Annotated in this window: 12 protein-coding genes and 2 pseudogenes; 10 read left to right on the plus strand and 4 right to left on the minus strand. The window is 46.4% G+C overall.

The window, feature by feature from the left end; all coding sequences use genetic code 11:
• The first annotated feature begins 17 nt into the window (after positions 1-17).
• From NSS94_RS03055 to NSS94_RS03075, 5 genes are all read left to right on the plus strand, one after another.
• Positions 18-1,802: a sensor histidine kinase gene (locus NSS94_RS03055; protein WP_341038627.1), complete on the plus strand. Its 1,785-nt coding sequence runs from the start codon at positions 18-20 to the stop codon at positions 1,800-1,802.
• Positions 1,795-3,345, plus strand: coding sequence for a response regulator transcription factor (locus NSS94_RS03060; protein WP_341038629.1), 1,551 nt, complete (start codon positions 1,795-1,797; stop codon positions 3,343-3,345). The genes NSS94_RS03055 and NSS94_RS03060 overlap by 8 nt, the downstream gene beginning before the upstream one ends.
• An 87-nt stretch (positions 3,346-3,432) precedes the next feature.
• A complete protein-coding gene (locus NSS94_RS03065) occupies positions 3,433-4,389 on the plus strand; it encodes an ABC transporter permease (RefSeq protein ID WP_029515960.1) in 957 nt (318 codons plus the stop codon).
• 14 nt (positions 4,390-4,403) lie between these two features.
• Positions 4,404-5,342 (plus strand): carbohydrate ABC transporter permease, encoded by a 939-nt coding sequence (locus NSS94_RS03070; RefSeq protein WP_029515959.1) that lies wholly within the window; start codon positions 4,404-4,406, stop codon positions 5,340-5,342.
• Positions 5,343-5,384: 42 nt separating this feature from the next.
• Positions 5,385-7,064 carry an ABC transporter substrate-binding protein gene (locus NSS94_RS03075; protein WP_318627624.1) on the plus strand — a complete coding sequence of 560 codons (1,680 nt, stop codon included), beginning with the start codon at positions 5,385-5,387 and terminating at the stop codon, positions 7,062-7,064.
• Between the two features lie 259 nt (positions 7,065-7,323).
• On the opposite strand, the gene NSS94_RS03080 is transcribed toward NSS94_RS03075, so the two are convergent.
• A complete protein-coding gene (locus NSS94_RS03080; protein WP_318627623.1) occupies positions 7,324-9,246 on the minus strand; it encodes a glycosyl hydrolase in 1,923 nt (640 codons plus the stop codon).
• 449 nt (positions 9,247-9,695) lie between these two features.
• Between NSS94_RS03080 and NSS94_RS03085 the strand changes: the two genes are divergently transcribed.
• On the plus strand, positions 9,696-10,490 hold the full coding sequence (locus NSS94_RS03085) for a GNAT family N-acetyltransferase (protein WP_318627622.1): 795 nt from the start codon (positions 9,696-9,698) through the stop codon (positions 10,488-10,490).
• Positions 10,491-10,589: 99 nt separating this feature from the next.
• On the opposite strand, the gene NSS94_RS03090 is transcribed toward NSS94_RS03085, so the two are convergent.
• Entirely contained in the window at positions 10,590-11,483 is an 894-nt protein-coding gene (locus NSS94_RS03090; RefSeq protein ID WP_318627621.1) for an AraC family transcriptional regulator, read from the minus strand.
• Between the two features lie 157 nt (positions 11,484-11,640).
• Between NSS94_RS03090 and NSS94_RS03095 the strand changes: the two are divergent.
• Together NSS94_RS03095 and NSS94_RS03100 are read left to right on the plus strand one after the other, a co-directional pair.
• Positions 11,641-12,547: pseudogene (locus tag NSS94_RS03095) on the plus strand (DMT family transporter).
• Positions 12,543-12,785 (plus strand): annotated as a pseudogene (locus tag NSS94_RS03100) (tRNA-binding protein); the annotation flags it as partial. The pseudogenes NSS94_RS03095 and NSS94_RS03100, both read left to right, overlap by 5 nt.
• Before the next feature lie 179 nt (positions 12,786-12,964).
• Here the strand turns inward: NSS94_RS03100 and NSS94_RS03105 are convergent.
• Positions 12,965-15,391 (minus strand): UvrD-helicase domain-containing protein, encoded by a 2,427-nt coding sequence (locus tag NSS94_RS03105; protein WP_318627619.1) that lies wholly within the window; start codon positions 15,389-15,391, stop codon positions 12,965-12,967.
• Between the two features lie 310 nt (positions 15,392-15,701).
• On the opposite strand from NSS94_RS03105, the gene NSS94_RS03110 reads away from it, so the two are divergent.
• Together NSS94_RS03110 and NSS94_RS03115 are read left to right on the plus strand one after the other, a co-directional pair.
• A complete protein-coding gene (locus NSS94_RS03110; protein ID WP_029515952.1) occupies positions 15,702-16,553 on the plus strand; it encodes a zinc ribbon domain-containing protein in 852 nt (283 codons plus the stop codon).
• A gap of 65 nt (positions 16,554-16,618) precedes the next feature.
• Positions 16,619-17,407: a TrmB family transcriptional regulator gene (locus NSS94_RS03115; protein WP_029515951.1), complete on the plus strand. Its 789-nt coding sequence runs from the start codon at positions 16,619-16,621 to the stop codon at positions 17,405-17,407.
• Between the two features lie 7 nt (positions 17,408-17,414).
• Here the strand turns inward: NSS94_RS03115 and NSS94_RS03120 are convergent, their stop codons facing one another.
• Positions 17,415-18,047 (minus strand): NUDIX hydrolase, encoded by a 633-nt coding sequence (locus tag NSS94_RS03120; protein ID WP_341038632.1) that lies wholly within the window; start codon positions 18,045-18,047, stop codon positions 17,415-17,417.
• Positions 18,048-18,051: the final 4 nt, after the last annotated feature.

Consider the following 18,051-nt stretch of genomic DNA (forward strand, 5'->3'; position numbering starts at 1 on the left):
CTGAGAGGGGGGAAGCCTTGTTTTTTATACGAATGATGAATGACATGAAACTGAGGAAGAAGATGACACTTACATTCATTTCGGTAGCCGTTCTTCCCTTGCTGTTATGCGGCCTGTTTTTGACTGGGAAGCTTCGAGATATTGTCATTAAGGACGCCTTTATGCAAGTATCCAACAATGTTGAAAGGGTGCAAAATCGTACAGAAGAACTGATTAATGTGCCACTGGACATCTCGTACCGGCTAACCAATGACAATCGGATGAAGAGGGTGGCCAGTCAAAAGTACGAAAGCGATATCGAAGTCATCCATGCATACCGGGAGTATACGGATATTCGTGATTACCTCCAGTTGTACAAAGAGATATCCGGCATCCGTGTCTATGTCTCTAATCCAAGAGCACTTAACAACTGGGAATTTATCCAGCCGGACGATAGCATCACAACCGCAGATTGGTACAAGGAGGCCATAGAGCAGAAAGGCTTGGCCGGATGGAATTTAATCGAGGATGAGAGGGACGGTTCCAATTATCTCAGTCTAATTCGTTCATTTTCAGTGGATTCACTAGGGCGGAAAGGGGTTCTGGTCATGAATGTAAACAAGCGCCAATTAAATTCAATCCTAGAGCAGGAATCGTTCCCTACCTTGATCGTGGATAACCGAAATCAGATCGTTGCGTCCAATGAAGCAGAGTTGTTCGGGAAGAATCTTTCTGAAATTCATGCCGACGAAAATATACTTTTCAATCAGGAAGGAAGTTACAACACGTTTATCAACGGAAAAGCATCAAAAGTGGTTATCGCAAATTTAATTCCACAGAACAGCTGGAATGGGCTTCGGGTCATTTCTATCTTTTCCGTTTCAGAGATCACCCGCGATGCCAATCAAGTGATATGGCTTGGCGGAATCGTGATCACGGCCAGCCTGATGTTTGCAGTCTTACTTATCTATGCTTCTGCTTCGCTATTATCCAGAAGGCTTCTCCGCTTGAGCAAACATATGACCAAAGTTGGCGCGGGCTCATGGGAAACATTTCTCCATATCGACGGAAAAGATGAAGTCGGTATACTATCAAGGCAATTTAACGCGCTCGTCAGCAGCGTGAACAATTTGGTGCAGGAGGTCCAAGAAACGAATCGTCAGAAAAATCTCGTAGAGCAAAGACAAAACGAGATCAAATTTAAAATGCTGGCCAGCCAGATTAACCCGCACTTTCTCTTCAATTCGTTGGAGTCCATCAGAATGGAGGCCCACATTCGCAAACAGGACGATATTGCTGAGGCAGTATGGCAGCTGAGCACGTTGCTTCGCAGCAGTCTGGAGGCTGGTAATGATAAGATTCCGCTACGCAAAGAACTTGAGCGGGTTAGCTGTTATCTTGATCTTCAAAAGTTTCGATATGAAGACCGTTTGAATTATCGTTTAACGGTTGATCCGAATTTGGAGGAGATGTTGGTCCCGCCGTTGATTATTCAACCTTTGGTGGAGAATTCTATTGTGCATGGCCTGGATAACCGAGCAGAAGGAGCTGTCATTGAAGTGAAAGTAAAGGAAATCCTGGAGGGGGTCCGAGTTATGGTACGTGATAACGGGGCCGGTTTCACGGCCGATCGTCTCGCTCTTGTACGGGAAGAGCTTGCTGCATCCCTACATGAACAGGAGGTCCAGCGGATTGGATTGCGAAACGTAAACGATCGTCTCGTCTTACTGTATGGGGCTTCTAGTGCCTTAAAAATCGAGAGCGAGCCTGGGAAAGGCACTTGTATTCAGTTTTTCATTCCTGGAGGGAATCCAAATGATTAAGGTAGTGATCGTTGATGATGAACCGAAGCTTCGTCAAGGCCTTCAAACGCTGATTCCATGGGAAAGTCTCGGATTTACCGTTATTGCTGCGGCAGCTAATGGAAAAGAAGCATTGAAAGTCATTGAGGAAAAGACTCCCGATGTCGTAATTGTCGATATCCGCATGCCGGTTATGGATGGTTTACAGTTGATTGAGCACTTGACATCTGACGGTCATCATTTGCATTTTATGATTCTCAGTGGATATGCCGACTTCGAGTATGCCAAACAAGCGATCAAATACGGGGTTGTCGGCTATCTCCTTAAACCGGTGGACGTCGCTGAAATGTCGGCCAACTTAAAGCGGATACGCGAGCGGATTGAAGAGGAGCGACTTCAAGGAGAGTGGCGTGAGAGGGAGATTATGAGTCGTGATTTTTGCCTGCATAGCCTGCTCATCCCGCAAGAGAAAACTGAGGATCCTGCCAAATTGAGAAGTAAGGCAAAAGAAGCGGATTTGTTGTGGACCAGCTATGAAGTCGTAGTCGTCTACCCGCGTGTTTCTGAAGTGGATCGTGCCGATGTGGTAAATCGGCTTTCGATTGAGTTAAAACCAAAGATAGAAGGGCAGATGATGGGGCTTGTAACTGTGATTCCCCCGTATACGGTTCTTCTGCTCAACGAGCTGCTGCGCGGGAGAAAACGACGTGAAAGTCTGTATAACGAGATTCGTAACGCCGTGGGTAATGGACGGTTCGTTGCTGCAACCGGAGGGGGAGTGTCTGTTCCCCAAGATATTTGCAAATCTTTTTTTAAGGCCCAGAAAGCAGTAAAACAAGCTTTTTTCAGCGAGAAGAACCGACTGATAGATCCGTATCCTCTCTTTTCGTCCTCGCTGGATTCTCCCCGATTGTCCGTCAATAAAGCCGAAGAAATGATGGAGGATTTCATCTTCCGCCTGTATTACAGTCTGGAGGTAGGAAACCAGGCTATAGTACTATCGTTGTTGAAAGAGGCGGCAGCATTTTTTCTCAAACAGGGGCAAGATGAGAAATCTGTTAAAGAATCCTTCTTCTTTCTGTCCAATGCAGTCATTCACAAGCTGACCGCGGGTTTCTGCATTGAGTTGAAAGAGACGGAAGCAGTTTCCCGCTTTTTGAATGGGATATACCAGCATGATAACCTAGATGATCTTTTGGAAGAGACCCACCGTTTCCTACTAGCATTGGGAAAAGACTCCGAACACCGTGGAAAGGAGCAGGAATTCAAAAAAATGATCGATTTCATTCACAGGCATTATGCGGACAATCTGAGGCTGGAAACGCTAGCTGGACTACTAAACTACAGTACCGCCTATTTAGGCCAGCTTTTCAAGAACAAGACTGGGGAGTACTTCAACACCTATCTGGACCGAGTCCGCATCCAAAAGGCCAAGGAGCTGCTGGACCAGGGAATGAAAGTATACAAAGTCGCTGAAAGTGTGGGCTATACAAGCGTCAACTACTTTTACAGCAAATTCAAAAGGTACGAAGGCTGTTCACCGTCGGAATATAGAAATCCATAATTTGTGTATGATTTTTCCCGAAATCCGTTGTATGGGCCCGGACTCCTCTCTGTTTTATGATGGATTTTAAGAGAGGGGATGAAAAAAATGAAAGCGGTAACAGTGGTTTCGGAAAAGGCATACAAAAAGACGGAGAGGAATGCTTGGAAGGTATTTAAAAGCCAGAGGTATCTTTACTACATGTCCATTCCGTTTGTTATTTGGGTTTTTGTCTTCCAGTATTTGCCGCTATGGGGCTGGACAATGGCCTTTCAAAAATATAAACCCGGTTTGAGTTTTTTTGAGCAAAAGTGGGTGGGCTTGGAGCATTTTCGTACTTTGTTCCGAGATGATCATTTCTACCAAGTGCTGCGGAACACGCTGGCTATGAGTCTTATGGGACTGATCGCCGGTTTTATCGTGCCGGTTGTCTTTGCTTTACTGCTCAACGAGGTTCGTATCCAGGTTATAAAACGATTTGTTCAGACGGTATCTTATCTGCCGCACTTTGTTTCATGGGTGGTTGCTGCAGGCATTGTCACCAAAATGCTTTCAGCGGATGGCGGTGTCGTGAATGATATGTTCATGGGTCTAGGCATCATCGAACAGCCGATCCAGTTTATGGCCCAAGGTAAATTATTTTGGTGGGTTGTAACCTTCGGAGACATCTGGAAGGAAACAGGTTGGAACGCCATTATTTATCTGGCTGCCATCGCCGGTATTGGTCCTGAATTATACGAGGCTGCGCGGGTCGACGGCGCTAGCCGATTCCGGCAAATGTGGCATATCACGCTGCCAGGGATCCGGCCGACCATTATCATCCTCCTGATTATGTCTATTGGTCATTTGCTCGGTACGGGATTCGAGAAACAATTTTTGCTGGGCAATCACCTGGTCATTGATTACTCTGAAGTACTTGATTTGTATGCGCTTAATTATGGTCTGGCGATGGGACGTTACTCTTTCGGAACGGCAATTAATATCTTTAATTCGGTGATAAGCCTGATCCTATTGTTTGCGGCTAACGGAATCTTTAAGCGCTATACCAACGAGAGTATTATGTAGGGAGGATAAAGGACATGGAGGCTGTCAAAAGCAGTACGCCAGTCGGCCGATTAAACAACTGGCTTAAGGCGAAATCACCACAAGATCGAATCTTAGAAGTCGTTGTTTATCTTTTCATGATTGTGGTAACCGTTCTAACAATCTATCCGTTCTTAAATGTACTGGCTATCTCTTTTAATGATTCGGTAGATACCATTAGAGGGGGAATCACCATCTGGCCAAGACAATTTACGTTGAAGAATTACGATTTGATTTTCACCTATGAGGGGTTAATCACTGGATTCAAGATATCCTTTCTGCGGACCGTCATTGGCACCGTAGCGGGCTTGGCCAGCGGTTCGATGCTTGCGTATACGCTTGCACGAAGTGACTTTCAAGCTCGAAGGTTCATCTCAATCTTTCTTGCCGTCACCATGTATGTTTCCGGGGGATTAATCCCAGGTTTTATCTTGATGAAGGAATTGCATTTGATTGATACATTTGCCGTCTATATTTTACCCGGCCTTGTAAGTGCGTTTAATGTCTTCATTATTCGTTCCTTCATTGATGGTCTGCCTTATGCGTTGCAAGAATCAGCTAAGCTAGATGGTGCCAACGATTTCACGATATATTGGCGCGTTATTCTTCCTCTTTGCAAACCAGCATTAGCGACCGTAGCGCTCTTCTTGGCAGTAGGGCAATGGAACTCTTGGTTCGATACTTATCTGTTTAATGGGTCTAACGAATCGTTGACGACCCTGCAATATGAATTGATGAAAATTTTGCAGAGTACTACAACGAGCGCAACCAATTCTCAGGATGCTGCCAATATGGCTGAGCGTATGGCACAAGTGTCTCCGGAATCGGTCAAAATGGCAATCACCATCATTGTTACAGTCCCGATTCTTATCGTCTATCCTTTTCTACAAAAGTATTTTGTTAAAGGTATGACGCTTGGAGCGGTAAAAAGCTAAAACGAAGCAGCAAACATTCATTATACAGGGAGGTTTCGCTCCATGAAGTCAAGAAAAAACAGAATGATCGTATCTTTCGTAATGTCACTGACTTTAGTGGCGACCCTTGCAGGGTGCAGCGGTAATAATCCGTCCGAGGCTACCAAGGCCGTAACAACGGGTGACATCACGCTTACTTATTTTTCGGAAGACTCCAGCACAAATTGGAATGGCATGAAGGATGAAGTCGGTAAGGTCATCGCTGAAAAAACTGGAGTAACCCTTGATGCTGAATTCGCTGTCGGTGACCCGGTCCAAAAGATTTCATTGATTGCTGCCACAGGAAACTATCCTGATTTAATCGCTGCTAAGGCGGATGTTGGCAAACTTGTCGATGCTGGCGCAATCATTGATCTGACGGATTTGATCGACAAGCATGCACCAAACATCAAAAAAATGCTGGGTGACAAGCTTGTTCGAACAAAGTACAGTTTGGACGACCCATCAATCTATGTGATTCCAACTTGGTCTGCTGTCGAAGAGAAAAAAATCAAACCCGACGTAGGATTTAAACTCCAACACCGTGTCGTCAAGGAAGCGGGATACCCAGACATTCGTACGGTACAGGATTTTGAAAAAGTCATTAAGGACTATCTAACCAAGCATCCGACGGATGAAAATGGCAACAAAAATATCGGACTGTCCCTAAATGCGGACGATTGGCATATGTACCAGGTAACGAACTCAGGATTCCAAACAACTGGGGGACCAGACGATGGTGAATACTACATCGATCAAAAAACACACCAAGCGACTTATCATTTCCGTCGACCGGAAGAAAAAGAATATTTTCGCTGGTTGAATCACATGAATGCCATTGGATTACTTGATCCGGAAAGCTTTGTGCAAAAGACTGACCAGTTTAAAGCGAAAGTGGCTTCAGGTCGCGTACTGGGCCTGGCCGATCCGGAATGGGACTATGGCGACGGACAAAATGCGCTGAAGGCGGAGGGCAAATTCGATCAGACTTACGGTCATTATCCAGTTACCATGAGCAAGGAGTACAAGGATACCAACTTCTGGCTGCCTGGTTTTGATGGGGGGTACGGAATCTCAATCTCTAGCAAATGCAAGGATCCGGTACGCGCTATCCAGTTTCTCGACTTTCTAGCATCGGAAGAGGGGCAAGTCCTGAATAACTGGGGAATTGAAGGAAAGCATTACACGATGAAAGACAACAAACGGACGATTACTCCGGCTGTACTTGAACGGATAAACAATGACAATGCGGCTTTCCAAAAAGAGTCTGGAATCGGCCTATATTGGAACTTGTCGGTCCATTATGGTGATGGCATCGAGGACTCAACCGGCAACTATTTCACTCGTAGTTATCCAGAACTGCTGACAGCGACTTACAATAAGTCGGAGAAGGAAGTTCTTAAAGCTTATAAGATCGAGCACTGGAAAGATCTATTCCCGAAGGAAGAGGAATTTCCGCCTAGAGCATACGGAGCAGCATATACAATGTCTCTTCCCAATGACGATCCGGCTGTTATTCTTGGAGCCAAGATGAAGGATATTACATGGAAACGAATTCCGGAAGCTGTCATGACTAAACCGGAAAACTTCGACAAGGTTTGGGATGCCTATATGGCAGAACTAGAGAAAGCTGGAGTGCAAGAAATGGAACAATCCTTTACCAAGCATATCCAAGACCGAATTAAGCTGTGGTCCACGAACTAACTCGTTTCGCATAAAAGAACGGGGCCGTTTCCACTTTCCTGCCGGAGAGGAGACGGTCCTTTTTCATAATGGTCTCTTGGTTAGAAAAGTAGCTACATTAACGAAACGGGAGAATAGAAATATGGAGCATTTGAGGTACAAATAAACAGCGGCTACCCTGGTTATTTTCAGAGGCGGCCGCTGTTTGTTAGAGGAAGACTACTTCGTTACTTTACGACGCTGGATGGGACGGTATAGTTACGGATACGTTTAAAGTAATTTACTCCGCTTCATTCTTGGACGAAGTAAATAGGTCTTGGGGAAGCTCATCCCTCGTGATCACGTAATCGCTGTTGAACACTTTTATGAGATGATCCAGGGAGTTATATTGTCCGTTGCGGATGAAGTCGCCTGTCCATGTGGTGAAAAAGAGCCAATGCGCTGAATATGTTTGAAATAATTCAGGATCGCCAATCGGACCGTTTTCGGACAGACCAACCAGCTTCTTGCCTTGCACGAGATTCACCAAGCTGTCATACTTGCCGATACTTGGGCTATAATTAGCCGCCTGGTTGTAGATATCCACACTTACAATATCGACGACATCGTCTCCCGGATACCACTCGGGGCTCTCAGAGTTCCATACCCAGATCAGGTTGTTCAGGTGATGGTAGTTTGTTAGGCGGTCGTACATGATATGGTACAGTTGCTTGGCGGAGTCTGGCCCTTGGGCGCCCCACCAGAACCATTTGCCCTCCGCCTCGTGCAGCGGTCTCCACAGCACCGGAACGTGAGCGTCTTGGAGACGTTTCAACTGAGCAGCAATAGCATCGATATCCCTTAGGATAAGCTGATACTCTTCCGACTCGGGATGAGTGAGCGCATATTGAACGTCGAATGTAGTAGCGTCCTTGTAAAACCCGCGCCACCATTCTTTGCCGGGAATATCATGCAGTCCCTTAGGAGCATTCCAGTGCCATGCGAATGTGACAATTCCACCTTCTTTGGCCCATTGAATCGCCTTTTCCACTTCAGTTGAGGTGGCGCCATGTTCGATGCGAGAGGGGGAATAATCCATCATGTCCGTTGATAACATCGCAGGATACTTTCCAGTTTGGTCTTTAATCCACTGGGCATCCTCAAGAGTGTGCTGACCGGAAAGAATATTGCTGCCGTAACTATCGACGAGATAACCCATAAGTGCCTTGGTTTCCGCAGTCGCATTCGGGTTTACTGGCTTTTTCTCAATCTGATGCAATTTCGGGGGGGACACTGCTGACAGCTTGACGTAGTCGATATGATATTGGTCCGAATCGACATTGAACTGTATGGTATTGTTTCCCGCACTCAGCATCAGTTTACCGCCAGATACCTCTGTGTAGCTTGCTGTTGTCGGGAGTGATGTTTCGCTGGTCTGGCCATTGACCACCAATTGAGTCTTTTTGTCTCCATTGGGGTTACTGTAACCGATTGCAAGATTGTAAAGCCCGCTTGAGGCTGCGTTATAGGCAAAGGTTAACGACCCTGTGCCTTTAAAGGCTGCGTAACCGGTACCGGAATATCCCGTATCAGCAGCTTCGATGCTGACCTCACCAGTAATGGCTCCGTCTTCGGCTTCCATTTTGCTTATTGCAGCAGGCAGATTGGCGAATTCAACCTTCACATACTCGATCCCGTAATATCCCCAGCCTCTTGAAAAAGTCAGCTCGTTTGTGCCAGCATTCAGCATGATCTTAGTTACCATTTTCTCGTTCACCGCCGCACCTTTCGGAGGAGCAGCCAGCGTTACGTTTTCAGCCATTGTGCCATTGACCTTGATGCTGGTATCCTTGGAGCCGGTGTCCGCCGGAATGTAGTAGCCGAGGCTCAGCCTATAAAGACCTGCTGTAGGCACGTTCACTTTAAACGTAGCCGTCCCGTCAGACTTTCCTGAGTTTGGGTCATAGTCATAAAAGAAGGATACATAGCCATCGCCTTTATAAAGCGTATCGCCGGTATAGGGTATATCCCGTTTTTCTACCCCGTAACCTTGAAGAATTGCATTTTTGGAGCTGACGACTATAGGAAAGGGGCTACCGTCAGTGACCAAGTGAGCTGATTCTGCTTTTGCTAGGCTTGGAATTAAACTGAGAGATACCAACAAAAAGGATAAGAGAACAAAACTGAGAATACTGAGAAACCTTTTTTTCCATGGGTCTGGCATATGACTCACTCCTTGAATTAGATGTTAACGCCTTAGTTAATCTGCAACGCATCGTACAGAAAACGCTTTCATAAGTGTGTACATATTAAGTACACTTTGAAGTAATCGATGACAGGTGATTAAGGACCAGCTTGCACTTTTAAACATTCCTTCTTCATTTGTATGCGTTTTCAATATTTGTCATTAATTTTTTCAGTGCCTCACCTCTCTTTAATTTCATCATAAATTAGACGCGAGGCAGGAACCATACAATGAATTTCGGGAAAAATCATCCTTAAATTATGGATTTTTATACTCGGGCGGCAAACAATTTATCTTTATAGAAATGTATAACCCAATATTTTTTAAGGCTATATGGAATAAGCGGGAAGAATAGTTTCAATTTGTGGTATCATGCCAGTAGGTATTCCACGCATAGGAAAAGTATGACTAATGAAAGGGACTAATAAATGATTTCTCATCGATTGCTTACCTACGAAACAATTAGCCAATTAACTGACCAGATTAATAGAGACCAACACTTGTTATTCTATAGCTATTTAAGTCAACGTAAGGAGCAGGCTAAATTTGTTGGTCAATATATAGACGACAAGCTGACGGCGGTCTTAGCATACTTTTGGGGGCTATCCTTCCCTGCTTTTTCTTTCCATTGCATAAATCGCCAGAAACTTAACTTTCCAGCTCTTATTACTTTTACTGAGGAAATCATTCAACTTAAGAAAAATACTGTTTGTGGTACAATTCTCTGTAATCGTGACCTTCAACTTTTTCAATCTCATGGTCTTATAATGGGTAACCCACAACGTTTTTTAACAATGAAGCATATGGATCAATCGAAACTGCTCGATTCAAACTGGGCTGAGCTAGTTAAGGAAAATGACCTTTCAGATATAGTGGATTTATTACGAAATGGCGGCATGAAATTTTTTACGAGGAGCGAACTCGAACAATATCCTTTCCTTGGGATAAAGGAATGCGGTCATTTTATTGCCGTGGGCGGCTTCCACTTTTATGATTCTAAACTCGTTGAGCTCGGAAACATATACACAAGCCCTACCCACAGAGGGAAAGGCCTAGCAAAGCACTTGACGAGCCAACTTACAAAACTGGGCAGATCACTTTCATCAGATATCTACCTGGGAGTATTGAAGGAGAACCAAGCCGCTGTATATCTTTACGAGGGCTTAGGCTATGAGATCAAGGCTGAGCAAACTATTGTTGATTTTAAGCTATCTATTGATTGACGAACTAGGCCGCTGTCGCGCGCCGATTGAGAAGTACAACGGAATATAGGTGACTGTTGGTATTAGAGCGGTATCACGCAACCAGAAAAGAAATAGCCCTTAATCCTTGATTTCATTTCTAAATTTCCGGAAATCTTTAGGTGTTCTTTCATGATGTTTTTTAAAAGACTGAATGAAGTGATTTACATGATTGAACCCCACTCTGTGGGCTATTTCAGTTATTGTAGAATCTGTTGAAATTAATAACTCGCTGCTTTTCTTGATACGGTACTTAATTAAATAGTCGTAAGGTGTCATATGAATGGTTCTCTTAAAACTACGAGTGCATTCCGAAATACTTAAATGTGCTACTTCAGCAATTTCTTGCAGTGTTATATTGTCTGAATAGTTTTGATGGATAAAGCTGAGCATCAATTGAAGTCTTTCCTGTTGCAGTTTCATGTGTTTAGGTGCTTCCTCCGAAGAAAGCGAAATGTTAGAAATTATGATGAACCATAATTGTACTGTTTTAATAGAAACCTCATATTCCCATCCCCAGTTTTTTTTCATATCAAATTTCTCTTTCATATCCCAAAGCATTTGCAGTATTTGAATTTGCCATTCAACATCTCCTTTGATTACTAATGACAATAAGAGAGAGTTTGTATAAGGCAGTACATAGTTTTTTTCCATCGCACTATCTGCATAAAAGGCCAGCAGCTTCTCCGGAAAATTAAAACTGACATATTGGCCGTTATGTGTAAGGTGCGTAGTAACGTGAAGAACACCTTTATTAATTAAAATGGCCTGACCTGTTTCTAATTCATGATCAATCCCGTTAACTTGGATTACTAGCTTCCCTTTGGTAACCAAAGTGATTTGTAGTTCCTCATGCCAATGTAGATCGTTGAATCCTCTACCTTCAGGACTACTTGCATGAATAGTATGGGTGTACATGATGTATGGAAATGAAACATCGGGATATAGAATGGTCTCATGCAATTGTTTTTCCATTTTAGCGAGGTCCTTTCTGATGACGATATTTCTATATAAATTAAAGATATAGTTACACAAAATAAATAAAAGTGGTGATATTATTATACCAGATCTTCGGCTTATCATTACAATCCTGTGCACAGGCGATTGGATAAGACCTCTTGGAGGCGTACATGTGAAAATAAATCAATCGTCGTTACCGTTTCATCCGTATATTTTGCTTTTAATCAGCATACTGTCTGTCTCTATCTCATCCATCATGATCAAATCTTCAGATACTCCAACCTCTGTGGCTGGGATGTACAGATTGTATATGTCAGTACTCATAATGCTTCCTTTTGTACCTTGGAAAATGTTCCGTACCTTAGAAATGAACAAAAAAGATTGGATTACCGTTTTCATAGCCGGTCTTTTTCTCGGGTTACATTTCTTATTCTGGATGGAATCTTTAGTATATACCTCAGTTGCGAGCTCCATGGTCATCTTATCCTTACAGCCTTTATTTGTAATGATGGGTTCATACTTTATGTTCAGAGACCGAACCAACATATTAACCATACTTTGTTTGATCGCCGCTCTTGTCGGTTCAATCATTATTGCTTGGGGAGACATAGGGATTTCGAGAGAGGCATTGATCGGAGATGGATTATCTTTATTGGGAACAATTTTGGTTTCAGCATATATGTTGGCAGGACAGAAAGTAAGTCACAAAATAAATGCAAATTTATATAGTGTTATTGTTTTTTTTATTGGTGGCAGCGTCTTGCTGGTCTACAATTTGTTGAATCATTATTCCTTGATTGAATATGACTCGTTGGAATGGATGTATTTCTTGTTACTTGCAGTAATCCCAACTATTTTTGGACAATATATTTTTAATCTGTTGTTGAAATCAATGGGTGCAACTATCGGTCTCAGTTGGTATTATTGGAGAGCCTGTTCTTGCCATAATTCTCGCCTACTTATTCTTGGGAGAAATCATTTCTGCATTTCAATTCATAGGTGGAATCATGACTTTATTCGGTATGGGAATGTATTTTTGGGCAAAATCTTTAAAGTATACTACAGTTGCAAAATATTAAATTTGAAATTGATTTTGGACAAGATATCGGTGTAAAAACTTCGAGTGCGCAAATTACAGAAAGATATGTGGCTGAAGATATTATAGGGGAACAAATTATAGGTGTAGTCAACTTTCCACCTCGACGGATAGCAGGCTTTAACTCAGAGGTATTGGTTCTTGGAGGAATACCCGAAAAGGGGGATGTGATTCTATTGAAACCAGATATCAAACTACCTGATGGAACACCTATTGGGTGATAGAACGCTTGGATAATCTAACAGGACATGATCGTTCAATAGCAAGTTAAAACAGATAGTGGCAGGCTAGGGCTTTATTTTTAAGTCCTAGTCTGCCACTTTTTTATTTGGTCTGTCCAAATTTTATTTGATTTATTATTGGTCTGCACAATTCTCCATACCAGCTATACGCCGTATCCCTATCTGGCTGGGATGCTGCGTGTCCCCTCTGTCATCGGGGAGGCGCAGAGCGGGCACACTGGCGGCGTGCTTGTGCTAGCCGCGCTTGTACGGCGTCCGCTTGTTGTGTCGCGACGCATCCACGCTTTGCAAGCGCCGTCGGTACATTTCCACACAGGCACGTTGATGCGTGGCTCCGCTGGAGACCCTGCCACCGACGAGGTTGTCCGTGCCGTAGCGCTGCCTGGTCCCGGCCTGTTGCTCACGCGGGTCGCTGTGCCAGACGCTGGCGATCCAGCGCCAGCACGGCTGCCATACCCGGAAGCACCCTTCGCTTGGCCGAAGCTACTGCGGCGTGTTTCTGGCTTGGAAGCCTCAGGGGTGACCCCATAGGCTTCCAGCAGGAAGCGTGACACGGCGGCAGGCTTGCCATGATTAGAGGCGGGGGAGGTGATGTATAGCAACTCCTTCGCCCGGGTGACGGCCACGTAAGCGAGGCGGCGCTCTTCTTCAAGCGCTGCATCGTTATCCACAGCCGTAGTTGGGGCGGCGCCTGCCCGCCGATCCTCCGGCAGCTCGCTGTGCAGCGCCGAGCTGTGCGGCAGAATGCCTTCGCTGGCTCCGATCCAATATACGCAAGGGAATTCCAATCCCTTGGCGCGGTGGATCGTCATGAGCCGAACAGCATCGCTGTCTTCCTCTCTGCGCAGCGATTCCATTTGGCGGTGACGCTCGGAAAGCTCGTCCGCAAAGCTGACGAACGCCTCCACAGTGTCAAACCGCTTGGCTGCCGTTTCGAGCTCCTCCAGACTTTCTTGCATCGTTTCCTTATAATGAGTCCACGCGCCCGTATCTCCACTTTCCAAATATTTGTCATAAAAGACGCGCCGCATTTCTTGAATGGCATAGGCAGGTTTCATGGTAGTGAGACTGCGAATCAGACGAATACGCTCTTTCACTTGTTCACGCTGAAAATCACGTAGTCGATCCCAGCGGCTGAGATGAATCAGCGGGTATTTTTTAGCCTGCTGTTTCTCCTCGCGCATAATCCATTCCATCCCAGCCTCACGCGAGACGTACAGCGGCCCAAGGGTGCTCGGAATGGATTCCATACGTCGGGGATTTAGCGACAAGCGCAGGTGATCCATTAAAGGACGAATCAGGGACTGGTCATAAAATACAGCCCCTGCTCCGTACTGAATAAATGGGACATCCCGCATAATTAATTGCTCAAAAATAGATCGGCTTCCGCTGGCTGTCCGGTGCAAAATAGCGATATCCCGGTAGCGAAGACGACCTTCTTCTACCTGCCCGAGCAGATGAGTAACAATATGTCCCGCCTCTTCCTCAGGCCCAGATGGGGTGGCAAACTGTGGCGGCAAGCCCTCACGCCCGGCAGCCGCAAGACGTTTGGAGCGTCGATGAACATTTTTGGCGACGATGTTGGAGCCCAGCCCCAAAATGCGTGCATCACTGCGATAATTAATATCCAGAGTAATGACCTTTGCATCCTTATAGACCTTGTCAAACTCCAGAATGGATTCCTGGCGTGCCCCATTAAAGGTATAGATCGTCTGGTCATCATCCCCCACAACCATCAGATTGCGATGTCGGGCAGCCAACCGCTGCACCATCTCATATTGGAGGGCATTCGTATCCTGAAATTCATCGACCATGATATGTGAAAAACGTCGCTGAAGCGGCTGAAGCACATCCGGGTCACGCAGTAGTGCGGAGGCACGCAGCAGAATATCGTCAAAATCCATTTTATTGCGCTCCTGTTTCCACGCTTCATAAGCGAGCATGGCACGCTTGGCATCCGATTCCTCGCGCACGGTTTCCGGCAGCTCGTCCGCGCTGCGGCCTTCCGCTTTCCAGGCGGAGAGGGCAGACAGCAGGCTTTCCGGCTGGAAAGCTTCGCTGAGCCCAAGCTGCCGCAGCATCATTTTCATGACGGTATGCTGGGCCTGCGTTTCACCGAACACTTCATCTTGCACGCCGCGATGACGCAGCATCGCTAAAGCGAATGAGTGAAACGTGCGTGCCTGAACTGCACGTGCAGCGGCAGGGCGCACACCGGGTAATCCCGCGATGCGCAGTTTCATCTCGGCAGCTGCCTTGCTGGTGAAGGTCACCAGCAGAATGGACGATGCAGGAACATCCCGCATCGCCATCAGGTAGCCTGCGCGGGCAGCCAGCACTGTGGTTTTGCCGCAGCCAGCCCCTGCAAGGGTCAGTAGGGGACCTTTGCCGTGGCGGACGGCCTGAATCTGCGGGCGGTTCAGGTGAATGCCGGCGTTCTCTAAAGCACGAAAATAGGCCGAGTCTTGGTCGGTATCGGGTACCAGCGTCATACTGGTATCCATGGAAGCACGACGTGCCTGAGGGCTCGACGTTGAATAAGGAACCCCGATGGGTCGGGGGTAAAAAGAAGGATTTGGGTCCATAATCCTGAAACCCCTTTCGTTCTTAAAATCTTCCATTTTCACAAATGGGGGTAGTTTTTGGTATGATAGAGTTCTAGTCAGCTTTAGCTGACGATAAGAACAAGGCGATGGACTAAAATAATGCTGAAATTCATGCGGATCTTGCCGAAGCGTCAGAACGTCAATACGTTGACGCCAATGCCTATAGCCTTCAAACAGGCGATATGACCGCATTCCATTATACAGGAGTTCGAGGTTTGCCAACAGAAAAAAACTTTGGGATATACGGACGGTACAGTGAAATCCGGCTGGATATGGGGAGGAAATAACGATGAAGCTGATTCAACGTATAAAGGAAGGCGCTAATCGCGCAACAGAAAAGGCGCAGCATGCTGTCGAGATTAGTAAGATCAATTCACAAATTACAACGATCCAGCAGGAAATGGATGTTCATTTCTTGCGAATGGGTCAAATCTTTTACGAAGGTTATCGCGCATCCGACATGTCGGTGGCAGAAACCGAGATGACACAGCTATCCACTGCTTGTGATGAGCTTCAGGATGAAATTGACGAGCTGCGCAGTAGAATTGCAGAATTGAAGAACGCTCATTTATGCACCTGTGGAGCGGTTGTGCCTCTGGATGCGAACTTTTGCCCTAAATGCGGACGCAAGCTCAATGAAGGACAGGCTGCTTCCAAACAAGTAGCTGCTGTGCGTGAAGAGGTGCCAACGGACGTCTATTCTTTTGATCTGCGCAAGCCAGAGGTAGCGAAGGATGCTGCGCCTGCTTACACGGAGTATGCAGAACATGAAGTAGTCGATCGACATGAACAGGAACAGGATGAGCGGTATGAAACACACGAACCAGCGGGACTAGACCGCGATTATACAGTGTCTGATTTTACACCGGAGGAAAAAGCGGCATTCGACGCTGAGTGGGAGCGCCGTCGTCAGGAAGATCTGGAAAAAGAACACCGTCGTCTTGAAGAATTGGCACGTGAGCGTGAGCGTCAGGAGGAGCTGGACGAGCGGATTCGATATTGGAAGGCCAACAACTCCGGGGCTGAGAAACCGGCAACGCCGTCTGCACAAGTACGTGAAAATGTAAAATGCCAAATCTGCACCGCAGAACTACCCAAAGGGTCCAAGTGGTGCCCGCGTTGCGGAGCTGAACAGATTTAACGCAGCCGAACAGGCTGCTGCAGGACACAGACATAACGCCGGGCAGCATAGGGGGAACAGAATATATGGAGCGTTTGCTGCATCATCTGCGGAATCTGGGTTTTACGGAAATGGAAGCCAAGGTTATGGTCGAGCTTTCGAGGCAAAATGCGGCTTCCGGCTATGAAGTGGCTAAGCGTCTGGGTGCATCACGCTCCAACGTGTACGCGGCTTTACAGCGTTTGGCCGGGCAGGGATACCTCAGAACCAGTGCGGGAGAGCCTGTACGTTACAGCATGCTGCCACCGGCTGAATTAACCCGGATGATCGAAGGACAAATGCAGGAGTCTCTACGTGCAGTGGAGAAAGAAATGCCACGAACAGAACCAACCAAGCCGACCTTTTATAATGCGGAAGGCGATCGGAAGGTACTGGAAAGTCTGACCCGTGAGTTGGAACGGGCAGAGCATGAGATTGTGTTGGACTTGTGGCGCGAGGAAGCCGAACTGCTGCGGACAGAGTTGGAGAAAGCCGAGAGTCGAGGTGTGCGTCTGCTCTGGTCCTGCGATAACGGAGAAAGCATGATGGGACCGTGGTTACCGCTTAGGTCTGGTACAGACGGACAGGAACCAGCAGGGCGTAAGTTTTCTTTTGTTATTGATCGGCGTTGGTGCATGCTGGGGATGCGGGGAGAGAATTGCCCGACACAGGCGCTTATTACCGAGCATCCGGTAATGACAGGCCTGCTGCTTAATCATTTTGCTCAGGATCTTATTCTGTATGAGCTGGAGCATGATATGGGCAGAGAGCTGTCGACCCGGTATGGCTGGCGGTATGAAGGCATTATCGGCAAATATATGTCAGCTGGGGAATAGCTAAAGATTACCGGGTAGGAAGTTCCATCAGTGCCCGGCATATAGATGTAATATAGCCCGCCTTATGAGGCACGAATTGATCCGATGTGATCAGGCGGCGAGTTTTTTCTGGGTTCGGCCCTGACGTAATGCCTTGGGCTTCGATAAAGGGAATATAGCCTTCAAAAAGGGCCAGTGCTTGGTCAAGATCCGCTTCGTACAGTCCGGCTACTTCTTCTTGCTGGAGATGATAAGCTTCCAATGGCTGGTTCGATAGCAGTCCAAACACCGAGCTAACCTCCCGATCCCAAAAAGAGGTGCCCTGGGCGGTATCTTTGCTTTCATACCGAACGGTCATCAGCGGTGTTAATGAGGTAAAGGGAACATGAATGCCCAGTTCTTCCTCCAGCTCGCGAGCCGCCTGAGACATATCTTCGCCTGCCGTCAAATGACCGGCTGCTGTAATATCGTAGCATCCGGGGAAGGTATCCTTCGTATCCTGACGCTGTTGGAATAGCAAGCGACGGCCTGTAGAAGTGTCTCGTGCTAGCCAGCAGTGAAAGGTATGGTGCCAGTATCCCTTGGCATGTGCGTCTTGTCGGGAGGCTGTGCCAAGGGGGTTGTCTTCATCGTCGTAGATATCCAGAAGCTCGCTATTCATCGTG

The sequence above is a fragment of the Paenibacillus sp. FSL L8-0644 genome, from assembly GCF_038008165.1.
GTDB classification, from domain to species: domain Bacteria; phylum Bacillota; class Bacilli; order Paenibacillales; family Paenibacillaceae; genus Paenibacillus; species Paenibacillus polymyxa_D.

Coding starts and splice junctions, on each gene's coding strand:
- NSS94_RS03070 (WP_029515959.1), top strand. CDS start 4,404: ATGGAGGCTGTCAAAAGCAGTACGCCAGTCGGCCGATTAAACAACTGG.
- NSS94_RS03090 (WP_318627621.1), bottom strand. CDS start 11,483: ATGGAAAAACAATTGCATGAGACCATTCTATATCCCGATGTTTCATTT.
- NSS94_RS03120 (WP_341038632.1), bottom strand. CDS start 18,047: ATGAATAGCGAGCTTCTGGATATCTACGACGATGAAGACAACCCCCTT.
- NSS94_RS03075 (WP_318627624.1), top strand. CDS start 5,385: ATGAAGTCAAGAAAAAACAGAATGATCGTATCTTTCGTAATGTCACTG.
- NSS94_RS03085 (WP_318627622.1), top strand. CDS start 9,696: ATGATTTCTCATCGATTGCTTACCTACGAAACAATTAGCCAATTAACT.
- NSS94_RS03105 (WP_318627619.1), bottom strand. CDS start 15,391: ATGGACCCAAATCCTTCTTTTTACCCCCGACCCATCGGGGTTCCTTAT.
- NSS94_RS03060 (WP_341038629.1), top strand. CDS start 1,795: ATGATTAAGGTAGTGATCGTTGATGATGAACCGAAGCTTCGTCAAGGC.
- NSS94_RS03115 (WP_029515951.1), top strand. CDS start 16,619: ATGGAGCGTTTGCTGCATCATCTGCGGAATCTGGGTTTTACGGAAATG.
- NSS94_RS03110 (WP_029515952.1), top strand. CDS start 15,702: ATGAAGCTGATTCAACGTATAAAGGAAGGCGCTAATCGCGCAACAGAA.
- NSS94_RS03065 (WP_029515960.1), top strand. CDS start 3,433: ATGAAAGCGGTAACAGTGGTTTCGGAAAAGGCATACAAAAAGACGGAG.
- NSS94_RS03080 (WP_318627623.1), bottom strand. CDS start 9,246: ATGCCAGACCCATGGAAAAAAAGGTTTCTCAGTATTCTCAGTTTTGTT.